At 56.5% G+C, this 21,465-nt stretch carries 16 protein-coding genes; 8 read left to right on the forward strand and 8 right to left on the reverse strand.

All coding sequences use genetic code 11. The annotated features are described in order from the left end of the window. Positions 1-28: 28 nt before the first annotated feature. From prmC to Q31a_RS26725, 5 genes are all read right to left on the reverse strand, one after another. Positions 29-922 (reverse strand): peptide chain release factor N(5)-glutamine methyltransferase, encoded by an 894-nt coding sequence (gene prmC / locus Q31a_RS26705; RefSeq protein WP_145084966.1) that lies wholly within the window; start codon positions 920-922, stop codon positions 29-31. Further along, positions 919-1,998 (reverse strand): peptide chain release factor 1, encoded by a 1,080-nt coding sequence (gene prfA, locus Q31a_RS26710; RefSeq protein ID WP_145084969.1) that lies wholly within the window; start codon positions 1,996-1,998, stop codon positions 919-921. Before prfA ends, prmC begins: the two co-directional genes overlap by 4 nt. A 178-nt stretch (positions 1,999-2,176) precedes the next feature. After that, a complete protein-coding gene (rpmE, locus tag Q31a_RS26715) occupies positions 2,177-2,416 on the reverse strand; it encodes a 50S ribosomal protein L31 (protein WP_145084972.1) in 240 nt (79 codons plus the stop codon). Between the two features lie 267 nt (positions 2,417-2,683). Further along, complete coding sequence (locus tag Q31a_RS26720) at positions 2,684-7,435, reverse strand: Ig-like domain-containing protein (protein ID WP_145084976.1); 4,752 nt, start codon at positions 7,433-7,435, stop codon at positions 2,684-2,686. Between the two features lie 563 nt (positions 7,436-7,998). After that, positions 7,999-8,490, reverse strand: a complete 492-nt coding sequence (locus Q31a_RS26725; RefSeq protein ID WP_145084979.1) for an acetolactate synthase — start codon at positions 8,488-8,490, stop codon at positions 7,999-8,001. A gap of 158 nt (positions 8,491-8,648) precedes the next feature. Here Q31a_RS26725 and Q31a_RS26730 point away from each other — a divergent pair, with 158 nt between their 5' ends. Then, a complete protein-coding gene (locus Q31a_RS26730) occupies positions 8,649-9,089 on the forward strand; it encodes an acyl-CoA thioesterase (protein WP_145087666.1) in 441 nt (146 codons plus the stop codon). A gap of 3 nt (positions 9,090-9,092) precedes the next feature. On the opposite strand, the gene Q31a_RS26735 is transcribed toward Q31a_RS26730, so the two are convergent. Further along, positions 9,093-10,349, reverse strand: coding sequence for a dipeptidase (locus Q31a_RS26735; protein WP_231690954.1), 1,257 nt, complete (start codon positions 10,347-10,349; stop codon positions 9,093-9,095). A gap of 435 nt (positions 10,350-10,784) precedes the next feature. Between Q31a_RS26735 and Q31a_RS26740 the strand changes: the two genes are divergently transcribed. From Q31a_RS26740 to Q31a_RS26765, 6 genes are all read left to right on the forward strand, one after another. Next, positions 10,785-11,117, forward strand: coding sequence for a hypothetical protein (locus tag Q31a_RS26740; protein ID WP_145084984.1), 333 nt, complete (start codon positions 10,785-10,787; stop codon positions 11,115-11,117). Next, positions 11,114-13,294 (forward strand): hypothetical protein, encoded by a 2,181-nt coding sequence (locus Q31a_RS26745; RefSeq protein WP_145084987.1) that lies wholly within the window; start codon positions 11,114-11,116, stop codon positions 13,292-13,294. Before Q31a_RS26740 ends, Q31a_RS26745 begins: the two co-directional genes overlap by 4 nt. Next, on the forward strand, positions 13,288-14,244 hold the full coding sequence (locus Q31a_RS26750) for an ABC transporter ATP-binding protein (protein WP_231690955.1): 957 nt from the start codon (positions 13,288-13,290) through the stop codon (positions 14,242-14,244). The genes Q31a_RS26745 and Q31a_RS26750 overlap by 7 nt, the downstream gene beginning before the upstream one ends. Continuing rightward, a complete protein-coding gene (locus Q31a_RS26755; protein ID WP_145085006.1) occupies positions 14,241-15,923 on the forward strand; it encodes an ABC transporter permease in 1,683 nt (560 codons plus the stop codon). The genes Q31a_RS26750 and Q31a_RS26755 overlap by 4 nt, the downstream gene beginning before the upstream one ends. 183 nt (positions 15,924-16,106) lie before the next feature. Continuing rightward, entirely contained in the window at positions 16,107-16,913 is an 807-nt protein-coding gene (locus tag Q31a_RS26760; protein WP_231690956.1) for a DUF3467 domain-containing protein, read from the forward strand. A gap of 157 nt (positions 16,914-17,070) precedes the next feature. Continuing rightward, entirely contained in the window at positions 17,071-17,637 is a 567-nt protein-coding gene (locus Q31a_RS26765) for a Maf family protein (protein ID WP_145085008.1), read from the forward strand. A gap of 19 nt (positions 17,638-17,656) precedes the next feature. On the opposite strand, the gene Q31a_RS26770 is transcribed toward Q31a_RS26765, so the two are convergent. Further along, positions 17,657-19,222, reverse strand: coding sequence for a hypothetical protein (locus tag Q31a_RS26770; protein WP_145085010.1), 1,566 nt, complete (start codon positions 19,220-19,222; stop codon positions 17,657-17,659). A gap of 151 nt (positions 19,223-19,373) precedes the next feature. Next, positions 19,374-20,465, reverse strand: coding sequence for an SGNH/GDSL hydrolase family protein (locus tag Q31a_RS26775; protein WP_231690957.1), 1,092 nt, complete (start codon positions 20,463-20,465; stop codon positions 19,374-19,376). 740 nt (positions 20,466-21,205) lie between these two features. Between Q31a_RS26775 and Q31a_RS26780 the strand changes: the two genes are divergently transcribed. Further along, complete coding sequence (locus Q31a_RS26780) at positions 21,206-21,433, forward strand: hypothetical protein (protein WP_145085012.1); 228 nt, start codon at positions 21,206-21,208, stop codon at positions 21,431-21,433. The last annotated feature ends 32 nt before the right edge of the window (positions 21,434-21,465 follow it).

Consider the following 21,465-nt stretch of genomic DNA (forward strand, 5'->3'; position numbering starts at 1 on the left):
TCTTTCGGGTAAAGAATGGTTCAGCGTGCTACGCCCGCTTCTTCAAGGTCACAATGCGTGGCAGACCGGCTAGATCTTTGATGACGCGTGGCTCCTGCCAGATATCCCCCACCCAAGCGTCAAGGCTCTCAGCCAGCATGGGCGAAAACTCCAGCACGACGCAGCCATCGGGAACCAACCGCTCCGCCGCTTGCGTCAGAAGCCTCACAATCAACTCGTACCCACGAGGGCCGCCGACGAGGGCCTGACGCGGCTCGTACTGCCGGACCGTCGTATCGAGCGCCTCGTACTCGGGTTCTGAAACATAGGGTGGATTGCTGAGAATCAGGTCGAACTGCAGCTCGGGCTCTAAGCCCTCCAGGAGATTGCTCTGCGCGAACTCCAGCTGTGGAGGATCCAACGCATGCTTAAGAGCATTGCGGCGCGCCACCTCCAACGCTTCCTCTGAGACATCGATAGCGAGCACCTGCGAGTCGGGCAAGTGCTTGGCCACAGCAATTGCCACACACCCACTCCCGGTCCCTACATCAGCAAGTCGCAGTGGCTGAGCCTGTGAACCGCGTTGCGTGCGCAGGGCTTTCGCCTGATCCAGTGCTTCGACCACCAGGTGCTCCGTCTCGGGACGCGGAATGAGCACGTCTGGAGTTACTTCGAAGTCGAGCGAGTAGAATTCTTTGTGCCCTACCAAGTAAGCCACCGGCGCACCCTCAGCGCGGCGTTTTACCATCGCACGAAACTTTGCCTTCACTTCCTCGGAAGGTTCTTCATCGAAAGCAGTATACAACTCAATTCGTCGGCAATCGCGAGACTGGGACAAAAGCACTTCCGCATCCAATCGCGGCGAGTCCGAACCCGATTTCTTAAGATATTCCGTTGTCCAAGTGAGCAGTTTACCAACCGTCCATGTCTCTGCGGCACTCATCCGGCAATCTCCGTATCACCGCGCATCTGATCGCGTTCGTATTCCATTAACGCACCGGTGACGGGGGTAAGATCCCCACCCATCACCTGATCGAGCTTGTAGAGCGTGAAGTTGATACGGTGATCGGTAAGTCGGTTCTGGGGGAAATTGTAGGTCCGGATACGCTGGCTGCGGTCCCCCGATCCCACCAAGCTCTTGCGTGCATCAGACCGCTTTTGATTCTCTTCTTGACGCACATGATCGTAGATCCGGCTCTTCAAAACGCGCAGCGCCTTGGCCAGGTTCTTGAGCTGACTCTTTTCATCTTGGCACTGCACGACGATGCCCGTTTCGTAGTGCGTTAAGCGGATTGCCGACTCCGTTTTATTCACGTGCTGGCCACCCGGCCCACTGGCACAGAATTTATCGACCCGGTAATCATCCTTGGCTAGATTGATTTCCACATCTTCGGGCTCTGCCATGACGGCCACGGTTGCGGCCGATGTGTGCACGCGACCCTGCGTCTCCGTTTCGGGAACTCGCTGGACGCGGTGGCCACCGCTTTCGAACTGCAGCTCACGATAAACACCCTCTCCCTCGAGAGCCAAGACGATTTCCTTGAACCCTCCACGATCACTGACACTCATGTCCATGATCTCGGTCTTCCAGCGTTTATTCTCCGCGTTTCGCTTGTACATCTCGTACAGATCGCGAGCAAACAAGGCTGCCTCCTCACCACCGGTGCCTGCACGGATTTCCATCACACAGCGACTGCGGTTGGCATCCTCGCCACCGATCGTGGCCTCCAACAGTTCATCCCACAACGCCTCGCGCTGGACACGCAGCTTGGCGATCTCCTCTTCTGCCATCTCCCGCTCTTCGGGATCATCACTGCCCGCCATCTCTTCCAAGTCGCGAATGTCATCGCTCATCGTGTTGAAGCTACGAAACTTGTTGGCGACCCGCGCCAGCGTGCCATGCTCACGCGCGTAGTTAGAGATTTTGGACGAGTCCGACATGACGTCAGGCTGCCCCATGAGTCGCTCAAGTTCTTCAAATCGACTCAGCTTGGCCTGAAGATCTTCACGTACGTTCATCTAAGGCTTTTCGACAGTTGGGAGGTGCGTGGTGCGTGAGTAACAGCCCAATGCACGAGCTGAAACGATGCACTACAGAAGACGTTGGAAACCAAAACAGCCCGACGCGACACGCTGGACACGACGGGCTGATCACATTGATTCGAGGCGATAATATCGACTCTCTCTGTTTTCCAAGCTACTTCTTCTTGCCCTTCTTAGGCTGCAAGCTGGCATAAGTCCCCGCTGCAAACTTCGTTTGAAACTTTTCGATGCGTCCCGCGGTATCGACGAATTTCAGCTTGCCGGTATAAAACGGATGGCAAGCATTGCAAATATCGACCCGAATCTCAGGGCGAATACTGCGAGTCGAAAAACTGTTGCCACAACCACAAGAGACTGCGGTGTCTTGATAATTGGGATGAATATTAGATTTCATAACTAGAGATCCCGTTCTGCGTTGTTATCTGTTTCTATGGTTCTATTGGTCTCGCCAAGTCAAACTATCTCGACCTGGAATTATTCCCATGCGTTGATCGGTACAGCCACAAGTAGCGCTGAAGCTGGAAAATGGTAGCTTGGGTTGCCCAAAAGCTCAATGCCAAACCGCCGAAACCACCCTCACGGGCCATCCGATGCCTGAGCAAGGCGTTTTTGGGAGCTGGACGACCACCCTCTGGGACTACAAAAGTGTGGGCGGAGGGTGTTAAAGCCCTGCAATCAACCCATCATTCACTTCCAAACTCTGCTCGCCATCTGCGGTCAACGAGTCGGAAAGGGCTTCCGAGAGGCGTAACTGGAGAGCTGGCATGACGGCAGCCATGGCGGAATCCACTGCTGCACCGGACATGACGCTGGCAGCCGCCTCAGGGTTCGCTAGCTCGCGTTGCACAATGCCACTGGAGGACTCCTCCGAGGAGGAGTCCGAGCGGGAGGCTCCCCAATTCACCCCCTGGATGGTTGGTGAGCTGGGCACAGCGGCGGCCCCCTCACCCTCTGCGCTCAAACTACTCGCAGCTGCGGTTGTCGCTGTCGCAGGCGGAGCCAGGTTGATGGCGGTGGTTCCCCCTTCGATCCTGAGCAAGAGGCTACCTGAGGCTTGCCCCGAGACGTGCACCGCTTGGCTGCCATTGATGGGCACTGAAGCGGTCAGATTCTGCTGAGCGGTATTGGTGCCGGTCACGAGGAGCGTCGAGCGGTCTTCAATTAGGCTCGCGCCCAGGTCGTCGACGTTGGCCCAGTCGCCATACCCGAAGTGGCCCTGCTCGGCACCTGCGGAATCAAGCACGAACCACACGCTGCTCTGCGTCTGGGAGCCGAGGAAATCACGAATGCCAAAGAACTGCGGCCGCAATCCGCCACTGACCGTCATATCGTTCACCACGTCGCCATCGGTGGCGGCGGAATTGATGGTAATGACACTCCCGTCATCATGCAGGAAGGGTTGCGCGGCGCGCGTCAGCGTATAACTACCGGGCGCCAAGTCGGGGAAGGCATAGCTGCCGTCAGATCCTACGGTGGTCGTTTTCGAAACCGTCGCGCCAGTGGTGTCAGTTCCAGTCAGGCTTAGTTCCAAGCCATTGATAAACCCTCCCACCATCGCTTGATCTCCGAAGGTCACTTTGCCGGAGAATTGACGTGGGAGGAAATTTCGCACCGCCACATTTACGGTGGCTGTATCGGTCATGCCATTACCATCGCTGATGGTGTACGTGACCGCAAAATCGCCTTCGAAGGTTGAATTGGGGCTGGTGTAAACCAAGCTCTTCCCGTCAGTAGCGATCGCGATGGTGCCCTTTCCGCTCGGTGGTTGCGACACAGCCGTGATGGTCAGCACTTCCCCAGCGTCTGGATTCAAATCGTTGGCCAGCACATCGAGTGGCGACGAGGCAGCGCTACTCACCGCCGTTAACGTATCGTCGACCGCATCGGGAGCATCGTTGACGGGGGTGACGGTGAACGTCATGAGGCCATCGGATGTCGCCCCTCCGCTATCGCGCAAGGTGTAGGTTAGGATTTCAGTCCCGGAAAAATTCGCACCAGGCTTGTAGAGAACTTGCAGGCCATCGCTGGAGACAGTCACCGTACTGCCGACTTTCGAGACTCCTACCGCTGAGACGCTGAGCGTTTCATCGGGATCATCGGAGCTATCATTCGCCAGCACGTCAAAGGAGGCCTGGGCCGCGTCTTCTGCAACTGTAAAACTATCGTTGACGGGAGTGGGAGGAGGATTCTGGAGATCCACGCTGACCGACACCGTCCCGGTATCCGTTCCACCGCGTCCGTCAGAGAGAGTGTAAGTAAACGTTTCCGAGCCTTGGAATCCGGTCAAGGGAGTGTACCGCAACGTCAAACCACTCGGTCCCACCTGAATTGTGCCACCGGCAGATCCGGTGCTGACTGCCGAGATGGTCAGAGTTTCGGAATTAGAGTCGTCGACTCCCGTGGAATCGTTGGCAAGTACTTCTAACACATTTTGATTGCTGTTGCGGACCACCGAGAACGTATCATTGAGGGCGACAGGAGGATCGTTGATATCGGTCACTTGCACCGTCACCGTCGCAGTTCGCTGCACACCTTCCTGGTTCTGAGCGGTGTACGTAAAGGTCTCGGCACCGTTAAAGTTGGCTGCGGGGGTGTAGACCAAGGTCTTTCCGTCGCTCGCCACGGTAACCGTTCCACCACCCGACGTGTTGCCCACGCTGGCGATTGTCAGCACCGCCCCGCCAGTCACCGAGTCATTGGTCAGTACGTCTAAAGTGCTTGCTCCCGAGTCCTCGTCGAAGTTGAAGACATCATCCTCAAGTTCAAAATTCGCTCCCACGGCAAATTCGTTCTTGCCGTATTCCACGCGGTCGGTGGGGTCCCCGGAGGATTGGTCGTACAGGAGCACATCATGGGCTGGCGAGGCATCGGCCGCTTCGGTGCGCAAATTGGCGTTCCCGGCTGCCTTCGCGAGGAAGGTCACCTCCACGAGAACTCTGGGGTCCGATCCCAACCGCTCAGTGCTCGATGAAAACGCACCCAATTCGTCGATCAAGCCTGCCGTAGTCAGCGAGCCAGAGGGACTCTGCGTGTAGGGACTCGGCCGCGAAATCGGATTGGTAGCGATCGGCTCAATAACCGCTGAATCAAATAGCAGATCCAAATAGGCCGCAAAGACCCCAGTCGCATCGGCTCCGTCGCGGACGTCATCGACGACCACTTGGACTTTGAAGTTTTGCCCGGCGGCTATCGTAGTGATAGGCTGTCCCGACATGTCGACCGTCACCAACGAGAACTTAACCTGCGGCTGCTCAATCACATTCAACGGGACGTTTTGGTTCGTTACATTGCCCGCCGGATCGGTCAATACGACCTCCAACGTATGCGCCCCCAATTGCTCCGCCGTGGGCGTCCAACTGATCTGCCCCGTCTGAGCATTGATCGTCACTCCCGTGGGCGGACTGTTTAGACTGTAGACCAGCCCCTGCCCTTCCTCGGAGTGCTCCAAGTTCGCGGTAATCGGCTGACCGACAATGGCATTGGCCGGCACGCCCGCGGTGCTAGCGGCCTCGGGCAGGGTACGATCTAGCACCACCGATAGACTCGGCGACTCACCGCTAGTGGAACCGTTCAAGGTCTGCGTGGCTGTGAACAGAGCGGCCCCCTCTCCCAAACCACTGACATTGGTTACCGTCACCGCAGTCGTCGCACCGGTTGCTACGGCAGAACCAACTACATTGCCACCCGAGCGAACCTCGACGGTTGCCCCCACTTCCGTACCGGCAATGTTGAATACCAGTGTTTGTGAATTCGTAATATTGTCCGTTGCACTAATTCCCGAATCGCTTCCGTCGCTCAGATCGATACCTGTCGGAACCGACTGCGAGGTGACCGTGACGGTCACGACCTGGTTGTCATCAGGGCTGCTCGTGGTGGGCGTGGTGGTTTGTCGGACCGTAGCCCGAAACTGCAACTGCCCGGTGAAGCCCGTGGGTGGCGTAACGGTCGCTACGCCGGTGGCGCTATCGACCGTCACATCAAATGCAGTCGAACCGAGAGCCTGCACACTGTAGATGCGGGTGTCATTTTCAGCGTCCTGCGACGACAAATTGACCGTCACTGGAGTGTTGAGCGACGTCTCAACGCTCGGGATCGGATTCAAGAAAGGCGCACCATTGGCGACATCTGCCGCCACCGTGGCTGTAAACGTCTTAGTGGTTGTATTGCCTTCGCCGTCCGCAACATTGACGGTGATGGTCACAGGCCCACTGCCGTTGCCCGTCGGCTTGAGAAAGAGGACCCCATTTTCGGTGTCGGAGAACACCGTGGCGGAATCAATCGTGACCGCATTGATCGGTTTATCGGATGCGTTGGTCGCGGTATTGCTAATCGCTTCGCGAACCGCTTCACCCTCGGTCAAAATCCCAAACACCGAGTGCTGGAAATCCAAAAACCGCTGCGGTCCTTCGGTAATGAAGAACTGGGAATCGTTGGTGTCATCCGAGGACTTCGCAAACGACAAAATGCCTGATGCATTGTGCTGCAAATCGAGATGGTATTGATCGTCAAAGTCGCCGAGCGTCGAACCGCCGGAACCAGTGCCGGTCGGATCTCCCCCCTGAATTACAAAATTATTGACCACGCGATGGAAGGAAATGCCGTCATAGAATCCGTCGTTCGCCAACGAAATCACACGCCCTGTAGGCAGGGGAGCCTTGTCTTCAAACAGCTCAAAGACCATGTCGCCGTAGCCATCAATGGCCAGCTTCAAACTTTGATTGCCGGTGAGCACCTCCGCCGTCAGGATACTCGGATCACTAGAGGTCACCGTAATTGTCAGCGGATTGCCGTTCGCATCATAGGCATCCACCGGTACATGCAACGGGGAATCGAGGCCCACCGTAACGTTAGGCAGGTCCGCTACCGAAGGGGTAGACGAAAGCGGAATGGTAATTCCGGCGCGAGTCGCCAAGGTCTGTAGGGACTGAACACCGGTCAGCCGCGTGCTGTCCGGAAACTCCCACGTGGGATACTCGATAATCCCTTCGGTCGTTGCAACCGCGTTGGGAGTGCGATCCGCATTGGTCACTTCGATGAACGGCAAGTATTTGTAGCCGTCTTCGAACAACTGCTTCTGAGCGGTGCAGAACTCGCACCAAGAAGCACCGTAGAACCGCGTTCCTGAATCGGTGAGAGCTTTGGCAAAGGCTACCAAATCGATCGCGTCCTCGCCTTCGCCGGACAACTCGCCCTCAGCAACAACCGCGTGACTAGCACTCGAGGTATCCGGATTGCTACTTTCCGCAGCGGTAATCCCCAAGAGTGACATGAAACCGTCGCCGGCCATGAGCTGTCGCGATTCGAGTGGTTCCACCAGAATGGTGCGTCGACTCATTCCTGAGGAAACGCCGCTGGGACCAAACATCTCGGCGAGCCACTGAGAAAATCTTTGTCTTTTTTCTCGACGCGTCATGTCAGATACACTCACTTCAAAATCGCGTTGCTGATCGAAATTTTCTGCGCTGCCTGTGCAGCCTCTCTATCCAGCCTACTCTCAACATGCCTAGAGAAAGCGCCAACAACAATCCGTTTTGATGTCGTCGGCATTCCGTAGGCCGGAATTTCAGCCTAAACGCTCTATTTGGAACCCAACCACTCTTTCGGGTGGAGCATTCCTTGGCAACGAGTGGCGCAGGGATCTTGTAGCTTCCCAGACGCAGCCCAGAACCAGCTAGAAGCGGTTCCCAGGGGCACGAAATTCCACTCAGCGCTCCGCTCACCGGTTTGCCGAAATCGCAAATCGCCTAAACCGTATAGAGAGACTTCGCGGACAAGTCGTCACGCAGCGAGTGGGGAAGAGCAAAATTCACTAGAAATTTCGTTCTCACGCCGTCGCTACGTCCACTGGACGGAATTTGGACGTTCATCACTCAGCACAAGTTCCCTCGGGCCCTGGGCGAGTTTGGCCAAGCAGTCGCTCGGCGAGAAGGCGCTGAATCCCAGATTCAGCGCAAAGGGAAATCCAGCAACATCAACTTAGAGCGACTCGGAGAGGTCATCCTCGTTCAACATGCGAAAACCCTTGCTCTTGAGCACATCGAGCGCTAGGTCGGTATTATCGACCATGATCGCCACGGCTGGCCTGGCCCCCTGCCCCATCAACAAGGGGTAGGTCTGCACGATATTGATTTCTGCTTGCAACAAGGCCGAGCAGACTTGCAACAGTGGTTGCGGGTCATCGGGCAGCTGCACGCCAATTAGATCGCTTTCGATAATCGCCAATCCGGCTCGCTCTAAAATCTCGCGTCCACGCTCAGGGTTGCTCACTAAAAAGCGGACTAAGGCGCACTCCGCCGAATCGTTGATCGAAAGCGCTACGATGCGGATTCCAGTCCCCTCAAATCGCTTGACAACTTCCAACAGCTGTCCCACTCGATTTTCTAAGAAAACCGTAAATTGACGGATTGACGGATAATCGCGTCCGCGAGCCGTTAAATAGTCAGTCGTAGAACCGGCACCTAAACTCATCTTGGACTTTCAGAAGCAGAATTCGTCAAAATCGAACATGCTCGCACGCGAGCTAGCATTAAAGTCTACGCTAGTAGAATCTTCGCTCAAGCGATATTGTCATGCTAAAGGACAATCTAAACCATGTCTTACTCTACGTTGCTAGGCTAACACTCCCCATGAAGGTGGAACATTCTCTTGAAATTCGCGTCCGCTACAATGAGACTGATGGGCAGGGGCGAGTGCACCATGCTCAGTATCTCAATTACTTCGAGCGTGGGCGAGTGGAATTGCTACGCTCGCTGGGACACAGCTATCGCGATTTTGAGGCCAGCGGTCTCATGCTGGTCGTTTCCGAGATGAACGTGCGGTACCTGGGAGCTGCAGAGTTTGACGATCTGCTGAGGGTAACGACGAGCGTCCTGCGGACGCGGGGAGTCCGCATTGAGCATGCCTATGAAATCGTCAAACCGGCCGCCGGACTGCTCGCCAGCGAAAGGGGCACACCCGAGTCCGCAACCGACCAGCCCATCGTGAAAGCGACCAGCGTCATCGCCTGCGTCGATCGGACCGGCAAGGTTCAAAGGCTGCCGAAGTACATGCGGATCCCGACAGCGTAGCGCCTACGGTTTTTCAGGCAGCCCGCGGCTCGTCGACTCCTGCAAACGCTGCGAAACCAATTCAGCTTGCTCAATGACTCGTAGAATATTGCCGTGCAGAATCTTCACGAGATCTTCTTCCGAATAGCCGCGGTCGAGCAGGACTTGAGTCAGCATCGGATACTTGGAAACATCCTCCAGCTGGTGAGGTACCACGTCGATCCCATCGAAATCACTACCAATTCCGACATGGTCAATGCCGGCTAGTTGCACAATTCGATCGATATGGTCTGCCACATCATGGACGCTGCCGGGCAGTAGCGGATTGGCGAGACGGTACGCAGCGGCCGCCTTGGCGATCGCCGCTTGATCGTCACCATATTTTTGGCGAGTTTCCGGTGAGCGTTCGAACTTGGAGAGGGAGCGAGCTGCCGATTCGGGAACGACGAAGCCGGAATAAAAATTAACCATCACAACGCCACCGTCTGCGGGCAATTGCTTAAGGATGGCGTCGGGCACGTTGCGGACATGGTCCGCCACCCCGCGGGCCGATGAGTGAGAAAAGATCACTGGAGCTTCACTAACATCCATGGCGGCTTGCATGGTGGCTGGCGATACGTGAGACAGATCGACCAACATCCCCAAGCGGTTCATTTCGTGAACGACCTCTTTCCCAAACTCGCTCAACCCACCGCTACGAGGTTCATCAGTGCAGGAATCGGCCCAGTCGAGCGACTTGCTGTGAGTCAGCGTCATGTAGCGAGCTCCCAAGGCATACAGTCGGCGAAGCTTCTCCAACGAGTTCTCAATCGCATGGCCCCCCTCCACCCCAATCAAGGAAGCGATCTTCCCCTTGGCTCGGATGCGATCGATGTCTGCCCGAGTTAGAGCCAATTCGAACGTCTCAGGATACTTCGCAAGCATGGCGTGAACAATCTCGATTTGCTCCAACGTCATTTGATGAGAGATGCCAGATTCGACGGTATTGGCGGGAACATAGACCGACCAATACTGCGCCCCAACTCCCCCCGCTCGAAGACGTGGGATGTCGGTATGCCCAGCCAACTGCACCTCAGCGATATCGTAGTTTTCAAACGACCGAGATGCCTCCGTGCGAATCAGCCATGGCAGATCGTTGTGCCCGTCAAACAAATAGTGCTGGGCATGAATCGCTTGCGCCTCCTCAGAAACAACCACCTCCCCACGCAGTGACTTGGAGGCACCGGGACGTTGCCCTCCAGCCCCCTCTTGCGCCATGCCTGCGGAATGACAGAATGCCACTGCAAACGCTAGCGACGTTAGCGCCAACCATCGCCCGCTCTGCTGCCGGCCCCCAATTCCAGTCCTTGGCGGAGTCCACGCAATGCTCCTGGCCAAAACGCTCCTGGCCAAAACAGAGGACACCCCATGCGTGGCTTGCACAGCAAGAAATCGGACCGCAAATGCGATACGCCGGGTGGGTGCTAGGCGAGGTGCCAGTGGAGACGCGGGACGATTCATGCCTTGGCTTTCTACTGAGTTGGGAAGTTCTACGGAATTGGAGCGGGTGCAAGGGGTGAATGGGGGAGGTCGAAAAGCGAGCAAATACCCCCGAGGTGGAGTCTTTTCTGCTAAGTTGATCAAGGAGTGCGGCGGAGCCCAAATGATTTGGCAATACAGCCACTTTTGAACTCCTACGGAACCCTCGATCTTTCGCTTGCAATGAGTCAGAATGCTATGAGCAGTGAACTCGACGAAGTCACCTCTCCCCAACCATGGCTGCCCAAGGTGGGTATGATCTGGTTCTTCATTGTAGCCACTCTAGTCGCTATTGCACTGGGCGTGGTGCGGGCGGCCGAGCAGGGACAAGCCCTGGCCACGGGACTGGCCTTCACCGGCGTCTTTGTCCTGTGCTTCTTTCTATTGGGAGGTCTCTGCTTCGGACTCGCCTACCTGCTCGGAGTCATGGAAAAAGCAATCACAGGTCCTGCAGCACTTCCGCAGAACCCCTTTGCCGATGATAGCCCCCCTGCACAGATCTTGCCTCCCAAGTCGGTGACTCCACAATGAAACAACCACCCTGCGTGCCAAGCAGAAAAACAGCCTCAACGACACGGCTCCACACTCCACCCCGCCGGCATCCGCTCGCGGCAGCGGCGGCAATACTCGTATCGCTCTGCCTCGTTCAGCAACTGCCTGCCCAGGCGGTGACGACAACGCTCACCGATACGTTCAAGACGCGCCCCGCAGACAATGGACAAGTTTTGCAGATCGACTGCCACCTTGTCATCCCGGCCTCAATGACCGCCGGAACACTGCACTGCACCGCATCCACCGTGGGCGGCCCCAGCCGCTCGGATCGCGACCTCACGCTCGTTCTAACGATTAGAACACAGGGGGGAACTTTCACCGAAACCGCGTATCGGCAACACGTCCTCCTGCCGGAAGACTCCATTCAAGTCACAGCGCACCTCCCCTTCACCGCCTCTCAAGGCAGTTTCACCTGGGATGTAAAGATCTTCGAGAACCAACGGAATATCGAGAATGCGTCCCGCTCAAACCCCGCCGGTAGATCGATCAAACTGGTGACAGGAGAACCTAGCGGGCTAGCTGTGGCTCGCATTGTCGATTCGTCCGTCAACAGCCAGAGCACGACATCGACCTCCGATCCAATCTGGTTCTACGCGCAACTTGAAAACAACTCCCCAGAACTCTCCGCACTCAATCTACCCAACGCTATCCCTCGAGGCGCGCCACCTCCCATTACCACCTGGGACCGTACGATTTCTATCGCTGATGCGGCGGAAGACTGGCGCGAGTACCTACCCTACTACTTGTGGAGTGTTTCCGGGGAGAATCTTCAGGAAATCGTGGGTCAGCGACCTCGGGCCGCCCAAGCCATTGCGCAATACGTTGCATGCGGAGGAAATTTACTCGTACATTCGGTCGATCAGGTCGAGGAACATCGCAGTATTGAGCAACTACTCGGCGTTCCATTGGCGGCCCCCACAAGTACCAATTGGTGGCCGATTACTCAGGCAGCTCCGAACCAAGCTCAGGTCCCTCGGGAGCTGGATCCCCAAGATCTCGCCCAACAACTACAGCAGCCAGGCTTTCAACGCCAACACCACCTGGGAGGTATCGTCCTGGTCGCGACCCATTCGGTTCCGGGCCTGTCACCCCATGTGATGCGTTTTCTACTGGTGGACAGATCACCTCTATCCCCTTCTCAAGGAACGGACACGGAGTACGACGGCAGCTGGTTTTGGCTGAATCTTATCACTACCGTCGGCAAGCCCCCGGTGTGGACGTTTTGCGCCACAGTCGTTCTGTTCGGGGCACTGCTGGGGCCAGGCTTATTAGTCCTGACCGCTCGCCTCCACAGACGCAGTCTTATGCTCTTTTTTGTACCCGTCATCTCAGCATTGGCGACTGGAGCTATTGTGCTGTACGGAATTGTTCATGAAGGTTTCAGCACGCATGCGAGAATCACTTCTGTCCAGTACATTGAACCGACAACCGGTGAAGGCTTTGCATGGTCTCGGCAAAATTATTTCAGTGGCCTACCACCGCGGGACGGCCTTAACTTTCCCCGGCAAACCTACGCTCGCCCCGTCTATCCAATCCACCAACAGACTCAACAGTCTAACTTCAATTCGCGACCAAGTGTCACTGCGACAGTAGTCGAAGAGGGAGATCAACAGTTTTGGCAGGGCTGGCTGCGGCCGCGACAGCAACAACAACTGCTCGTCGGGCAACCGATCCAGCAAGCGGCATTCCCCATCGCTGCACACGCCAACACCAAGCCAGCACCGGGCATCACCATCGAGAACTTGACGGCTTATGATGTGCCAATCGTGATCCTACGGGGCGCGGCCGACGACTACTACGTGACCGAATCCTTAAGGGCTGGGGAACAAATCTCCCTCACCGCGACCAACCGAATCGATGCCAGCTCGTTGGTCGCTAAGCTCTTCGTCCCATTCGCCCAACAAGTCCCCGTAGAGATCCAAGGCAGTGGCTCTCTGATGAACTTTGGGCAGAGAAGAAACAACAGCGGATCCTTCAGCGGTCCCCCACCCCGTGATATTTTGCAAATGGCATTCCAACAATTCATGTCCGACAAGCTTGAATTGCCACACTTTGGCATTGCCACACTGCTCACGCAATCATCGGCTGTCAAACTGCCTCTGGAGGGACAATCGGCAGACAACCTTCACTTGGTAGTGGGAGTGCAGCCATGGTAGCCGAATCTCCAGATAAGCCGATGATCCAACTGCGGCGACTCTATCGCAATTTCGGAGCTACTCAAGCCGTCCACGACATCTCCTTCGAGGTCGCTGCGGGCCAAGTCTTCGGCTACATCGGTCCCAACGGAGCTGGGAAAACGACCAGCATGCGGATTCTAGCCACCCTGGACATCCCCAGCTACGGCGATGCTTTAGTCGATGGATTCTCCGTCATCAACGATCCCGATCGGGTTCGCCAGCGACTGGGGTTCATGCCCGACAGCTTCGGCACGTATCCCGATATGAATTGCATTGAGTATCTCGATTTCTTTGCGAGATCCTATGGAATTCTGGGGCGGAATCGGACCAAAGCTCTGCGTCACACACTCTCCTACACCGGACTCGACAAGATCGCCGAGAAACCGATTCGCGGCCTTTCCAAAGGCATGCGACAACGCCTGTGCTTGGGACGAGCTATGATTCACGACCCAGCCGTGCTGATCCTCGACGAACCGGCCAACGGACTCGACCCTCGCGCCCGCATCGAATTGCGACACATGATTCGCGGCCTAGCTGCCGATGGGAAAACTCTGCTCGTATCCTCCCATATCCTGACGGAGTTGGGAGAGATGTGCGATGCCATTGGAATCATCGAGCGTGGGCAATTGATTGTCAGCGGTTCAGTGGCTGAGATCAAAGCCAAACTGCGGCCCCATATCGACGTGTTGGTTCAACTCCTGGGCGGCGGTGAGCGACTGGAGGGCTGGCTGGAAAACGTTGCCGAGGTCTCGCATATTCAAGCCAGCGACAGGACCGTCCGATTTCAACTCGGTGCACCTGACCCGATCCGCCAAGTACAATTGCTCAAAGCAATCGTGGATGCCGAATTCCAAGTACTGGAGTTCTCGACGGAAAGCCGTTCCCTGGAAGATGTATTCCTGCAGATCACTACTGGAGCAGTGCAATGAGCCCATCTGAGGTGCCACCAAGCAGCGGGCCAGTAGGAAGCCTGCCCTGGGCCAACGATCCGACGCAAATTCAGGGAAAACCGGTTCCGCCCGCCCCCTCTTCACATCGAATCTGCGAGGATCCCTCGCCAGGCTGGGAACGCTACTGGCTCCGTGGCAGCGAGGCGATCAACCCGATTGTCGTGAAAGAGGTTCGTCAATCGCTTAAGAGTCGGCAATTCACCCTCAGCTTTGGTTTAACGCTGCTTGCGGCCGTAGGTTGGACGCTTATCGGTACCACGCTCATGGTTCCGCGTCTCTACTATTTGCCAGCTGGACTACCATTTCTAACCGGTTTCTTCTGCATCCTCGCCCTACCGCTGTTGATCATCGTTCCCTTCAGCGCCTACCGTTCACTATCGGCAGAAATGGAGCACAGCACCTTCGAATTGCTCAAGATCTCCGCGCTGTCGGCGCTGCAGATTGTCTATGGAAAAATGGCTTCGGCGCTGGTGCAGACGATGCTCTATCTGTCTGCCTTGGCCCCCTGCATTGTCCTGACCTATCTGCTGCGTGGCGTTTCACTTTGGTCCATTTTACTGCTCCTGGGTGCCACGGTGGTGATTTCAGTTGTCGAGACGGCCATTGCCATACTTCTCGCTGCGATCTCCAACACTCGAGTGCTACAGAGCCTCATTAGCCTCGTGACTCTGATTGCTATGATTTGCATCTTTTTTAGTTGGGTCAGCTTTGTTGTGAACACTCTTGAGACTTATGGAGATGTTCTCTCGCAGTCCGGCAGCGGTGGTACGCTAGCGATCCTGGGCGCCTTAATCCTGATCTTTGCGACCATTTCCCTCTGCTTGAGAGCCGCCGCAGCAGCCATCGACTTCCCTGGAGAAAACCATGCGACGCCGCTGCGCTGGCGAATCTTAGCGCTGGTCTGCCTGGCGCTGTTCTGGAGCGTCTTGGGGATGACCGCCCTCCGCATTGCGACACCTACCGACAGCCTCTACATGGGAGCATTCTTTCTGTTTCTATTCCTAGGAGCTTTGATGACTGGCGAGCATGGGGTGATCTCTCCCAGAGCTCAACGCACCCTTCCCGTGACTTTTGCAGGCAGAGTCTTCAAGACATGCTTTCAACCCGGCGCCGGCTTGGGGTACATTTTTATCATTTGCCTCTACGCGAGTCTGGTAATCACCCTCATCGCATTCGAAATCTACTTCGATAACAACGTTGCGGCGTTTCTAACCTCAGGCTCTTCCATTCTGCCGGCGCACTTGCTGCTGTGCTATTTAGCGATCTACCTGGGGATCAATCGACTGATCATGTTCGCGCTGCCGCAGCACTTGCCAGGTCGCATGGTCGGCTCCGTGGCTGTGCTGCTCGTCGTATTAATTGCGGTTCACATCTCCCCCTTAGTCATCGTCTATGCTTCCAACGATTACCGCGATTTCGACTACGCTTGGCACCAAGCCTTCAACATCCCTTGGTCGATTCAGGAAGCCTCCGTGAACGGCCTCTCCCCGGCACTGCTCCTGAACACCTCCATCCTCACGATCTGTGCTGTGGCGATTTTTGGTTTGAATCTTATTTTGAGCACACGCGATGTCATGCTAATTCGAGTGGCCGAACCACCTCGCTTGCGCGGCCCCAAGCAGGTGACTCCTACAGCCCCCGACCCGTTCGCCCCCTAGGAACATTCGGTATAGAATGGACGCCCCGCTGCATTTGCGGGAGCCTGCGGCTCGGCGTCTCCCTTCCAGTGGACCGCAGGTCGCTTTCACCAACCACCGTCGCCAATGCTCTCAACGCAGACTCCCAAAACGCAGATTCCCCAAACGCACTGCTCTTGAAACGCTCTTAGCCTAGATCCGATTATGAACTCATTTCACCCAGAAGATCGCCCCGACCCCTCCGAACAGCCGATCCGGGCGCGGGTTCCGGAACACATATCGGGAGGCGCTTTCAGCACCGGTGTGATTGTCATGACAGCGCAAACGGAGTTCATTCTCGATTTCGTGCAGAACCTCGGACGGCCCCATCAAATCGTTGCACGAGTCGTGATGCCCCATAATGTGCTGCCGCAGCTCGTAGATGCCCTGCAACGCAACATTGAACTCTATCGCGGTCGCTGGGGGGAACTCCCCCAAGTCGTGCAAGCTGGCATTGTTCCGGGACAGCCTCAACGCTCCTCCTCCGACGATTCAGGCGAGACACACGCCGAAGAGCTCGCCCCCCCCTCCGCAGAGCCCAACAGCGCTGCGGGCGGCGCACCGGCCGGCGGCTCCTCGCAATTGGGCAACCCAACCGGCAATTCGACCTCCGAGTCCTCTCCGCAATCCACCTCTTCGAACGAGTCCGCTTCCCAACCGGCTGACGACGAGCTGCGTGAACCGCCCTTGGGTGCTGGCACCCGTCAAACTACAGCCCAGGAAGTCTACGATGATCTTAAAATCCGCGATGAATTCCTCAGTGGAGCCTATGCCAATGCCGTCATGATTGGGCATGGCCCCCATGAATTCAGCTTCGATTTCATCACCAATTTTTACCCGCATTCCGCCGTCAGCTCCCGCGTTTTCCTGGCTGCTGGTCAAGTCCCACGCTTGTACGATAGCCTCAAAGGCACTTGGGAACAGCTGCGTCGCCGCCTGGATGATCGCCCCGACGGCCAACTCCCCTTTTGAGTTGTAGCCCCAAGAGCAGTCGGGCCTGACCAGTGCAGAGCATCCAGGGAGCTTCCTGCGATTGGCGTGCGGCACCCCTTGCCCAGCCCCGCAGCCCCGCAATAAATACTCGAACGCTGTCCAAATACCAATCCGCCACCAGAGAGATCCTCCTGCAATGCGTCTCATCCTTGCCAGCCAATCACCGAGGCGTCATGAATTGATGACTGCCGCAGGCTACCAGTTCGAAGTGATGCTCCCCAGTGAAACGGCCGAATGCGGCATTTGCTCGCGCGAATCCACCCCCGAACTTGTCGCTAGATTGGCTTATCAAAAAGCCATCGATGTCGCGGGCCGAGTCACCGGCTCCGCTACGATCATCGCTTGCGACACGGTCGCCGATATCATGGGACGCGTGCTTGGCAAACCCGAGGATCGACGGCATGCGGAAGAAATGCTACGGCTCCTCAGCGGACGCAAGCACGCGGTCTATAGCGGGTTATGCGTGCTGGAAGTCCCCGGCGGTGAGCCGCAGGTCGAGGTGTCGAAGAGCGAATTGGAAATGGCCCGGCTCAGCGAAGATCAGATCGAAAGCTACCTGGATAGCGAGGCTTGGTGCGGAAAATCAGGCGCCTTCGGTTACCAAGATGGGCATCCCTGGCTGCAGCTAATCTCTGGAACCAGCGAGAATGTCGTGGGTTTACCCGTCGATGTATTGCAGCGATTGCTGGGTACCGCAGGCTAACCCTTGTGCCCATTCAACCTTAGCTGCCCACACTGAAGTCGAGGGTCGAGTGTCCGAATTTGTGGCCGTTCAGGTCTTCGACGGTTAGCTTCAGCTTGTACCTGCCGGGCTGGACCGATTTGGGAACCCAGATTCGATAGACGATGAAATAATCCCGACGCTGATTGTGGCACACATGTTGGTCGGCAGGCAGGGGTTGGTCATCGATCCGCACTCCATTCGAATCAACGATCTGGTAGCTTCCTTGGAGATGCGTCTCGAAACCTGATCCATTGGGAATGGGGAGGCTCACAAAGTTGTCGACTTCGCAATACAGTAAGACTTCTTGATCGGCAGTGAACTTGTTTTCAGGAAACTTCGTCACGTCACCGAAACTGTCAACAGCCGTACAAAAAGCTGCGTTTTGCACTTCTAAATCGCTTGCAGCAGCCAGGTGCGTCAGCGCCTTGCGCTGACTGGCCAAAGCCAAAGTGTAGCGTTTGCGTGCGACGGGATTGCCATTGGGATCCGTTAGATCGTGCCACGCCTGCAACGAGTATTGCAGGAACGTCTGCGCGTCCTTGTCGAGGCCTTCGACTGGCTGAGCCGCCTGCTCCAAGTTACCAACGCTTAAATCCAACATCCTCCGCGTCTGAGCGAGTTGGATTTGCTTCTCTGGGTTCGTGGCCGCTGCAGTCGCTGCCTCCAGCTTCGTAATCGCCTCGCGGAGATGGTCTTGCCAATCAAGCTCCGAAGCCGGCGGGCCAGCCAGCGGTTCGATGTCGGACCGACGAACCACGGCGGGTTGCACCGAGTGCTCGGGCGGTGCCTCGTCGCTAGCCGGCGGACGGACGGCAGATGCCAATTGGACCCAACTCGACGCATCGGTCGCGGCTGGTTCTACCACCGGCACGGAGCTCTCGGCGGAGTAGTCGCCTCGCTTGGCAACCAACCGAGCTTCGAGCTCGCGGCGGGCAATCCGCTTTGCGTCTTCCGATACCACGGCGGGAAGGACTTCGTCCGACCGATCGCTCATCGAGTAAGCGACTGCTTCATCCCGTGCGTTAGGCCTTGCATTCAATCCAGGTTCGGTCTGGGTGGACTCGTTGTCGGTGAACTCGCTATCACTGATTTTCCGCCGTGCCGCTGACGCGCCACTGGAAGATTCCGAACGAGACATAGCGAGACGCTCTGCAGCGACCAACTGCCGCTCAAGCAGCGCATCTTCCTCTTGCATCCAAGCCGGCTTCGCGGACTCCCGATTCGCATAGTCCTCGCCACCGTAGCTTGAATCCTCGGAAGCCGATTCTGCTTCAGAGAAGGCGCGCTGAGCATGATTCGAAGGAGGCTGAGTAGACCGTAGCCTGCTTGAAACCGACGATCGACTCCCCGCCGGAATCCCTTGCTGAGCCCGCTCCACATCGAGCAATCGCTCGAAACTAGGTTCGTTTCCAGCTGGTTTTCGCCAGGAAGTACGACAACCTGAGCTACATATTAGGATGCTGAGCACTCCTACGAGGCAGCCGGTCCACACAGCCCGCCGCTTGCTCAGAACCGAGATCGTTGGCCGCGCCGGCATAGGTTTTGAACGAGGGGATGTTGTCATCAGGCTGCCTTCCATGACATTTTCGTGACGCGCGTGCTGCTCTTGAACCCAAGGGGCAAAAGCAATCTGTTTTTTTCAATATTCTGGGCGAGAGCTTAGGGAATACCAACGAGCACAGCAAGTTAAAATAGGGAATCCTGTCGCAAATCGCTCACAGCACACTGTGCTTCAAGATCGAGTGCTCCAAAATCGCATTCAGGAACACACGGCGCACCACATCATGCCCCCGATCGTTCGGATCCTCAACGTTCGAATAGAACCAGTAGGTCGGATCGCTTGCATCGTAATGCTCCCGCCAGAATTGTTTGCAATGCGAACCATGTCCTAAAAACGATTCGTAGAGCGGTACTGGATAGACGCTATCCCTTTCCGCAGCCACCTTTGCTAGCACTCGGTTGTAGGCAGCGTGGACCGCCAACCCCTCGCTCCACGTCGGCAGAAAAATACTGGGAGCATCCCCCACACTGTCAGTCGGGTCGTAGATATTGGCCAAATAGATTTCACAACCGCCCGGAAATAGCAATTCAATGGCATCGACCATTGCGTGCAATCGCAATTCAAAATTGGCGATCCAAGGTCTGGCTTGTTCCAGAGTAGCACCATACATCGCTCCCTCGCGCGGTGGAGTCCGCCCATAGTTGTGGATGATGTCGTTACCTCCAGTCGTCATCACGACCAATCCGAACACCGATTCGTCAAAGGGCTTGAGCCGCTCCGCAATATAGTCATGGTGCTGAATTGAAGTGGAGCCCGAAACAGCAATATTCCGCTGCCTGAGATTGGGGAGTACACCCGACAGACTTCGCCCCTGCATATCCGCATACTCGTCGTCGGGGTTCTCAATCAGCCGAGCAAAGCAGCCGTGTTGCTTGGACGCGGCTCCCAAACCAGCAGTAATGCTATCGCCGATTCCTAGGCAGATGACCGCGCGCTCCGTCCAGGGCTCAGCGAACGGCGCCATCGCCACGGGTGGTCCCGCTGGTCCGCTCGCTACCGGTCGAGCCAAGAAATAGTGGCGGTAGACCAACGCTCCTCCGACAGCTATCAACCCCACTCCCAACAGCCATCCCAGTCTTTGCCCTCTCTGCATAGCCATCGCACGACTCCCCGCGAGTTCACGAACCACCAGCCCCTCCCTATTGTACTTTCCGACTGCTTCCCCGTCCCGCAAGGCGGCCCCCAACATTCCCAGCTGCACGGGGACAGCTGCACGGGGACAGACCACGCCTCCCCACCAATGCATGCTTAACACTTCCATCGAATACCCGCCGTCCATCCTGGCAGTCAGAGAGACAGAAAAATGAAGACGGAAAGATATGTAGAACTTGGGAGTGACCTGGGGACAAGCAATGACCTGGGGACAGTGCACGAAACGCCAGCAATACACGCTTGCCGCCTCCACCGTCCACTGTCGAACGCCCAGAATAGCATCGCGAAAAAGCGGGAGGCGAGACCGCCCCCCCAAAGTTCTAGCGCAGAGCGATCTTCTCCATCTTTCCGTCTCCATCTTTCCGTCAAATCCTCTTCACACACCTCCCCAGGAGCGATGCGTTGAAAGAAAGAGTGCTGGGGACAGAGCACGTGTCCCCAGCAATGGTGAATTCCCGCCGCCGAATCTTACTCGGCAATACGGATGAAATCCTGGGGCGGGCCCAGACCTGGGGGGCTCAAATTGAGGATTTTCCAGCTTCCGGCAAAACAGGAAACCGCCAAGCCCTGAATGTTCAGGGAGATGTTCTATGTTCGCGTGACTGCAGGTTCGGGGTGCGTTGGTAACGACTGCAAGTACGGATTCCACTCACTTTGCCGTTCACTCACTATGAAGGGGGGCGTGCCGGGGGCAGTCTGACAGGGAGAGAGGGCGGCCGGTTGAAGAACTCTCCTTCTAACCACCAATATTTTCAGAATCTTAGCGCACCATAGACAATCGCAACCTAGATTTCAAATGGCCCCGAAACTTCAGCGTCATTTAGGAGAAACCTGATGCAACTCAAATCTCTCGCAGAAAGTTTTACCATCGAAAAGCTACCACTACTATCCGCTTGCTATTGCGGCAAATGCAAGAAACCGCTGAAGTGCGAATCGGTCATCGACGAGCACTATGCGTGGTGTTCGGACTGTGAAGCCACGGTACGTTCGTCACTGTTTCAAGTACCGAGTTGGACCGTCGGAGCAACGGCCGTCCTGTTCATGGCTCACTTCCTGCTCTAGCATCCCACGTTGAACGCCGTAGTGCTCGCACT

Source organism: Aureliella helgolandensis (assembly GCF_007752135.1).
GTDB classification, from domain to species: Bacteria; Planctomycetota; Planctomycetia; order Pirellulales; family Pirellulaceae; genus Aureliella; species Aureliella helgolandensis.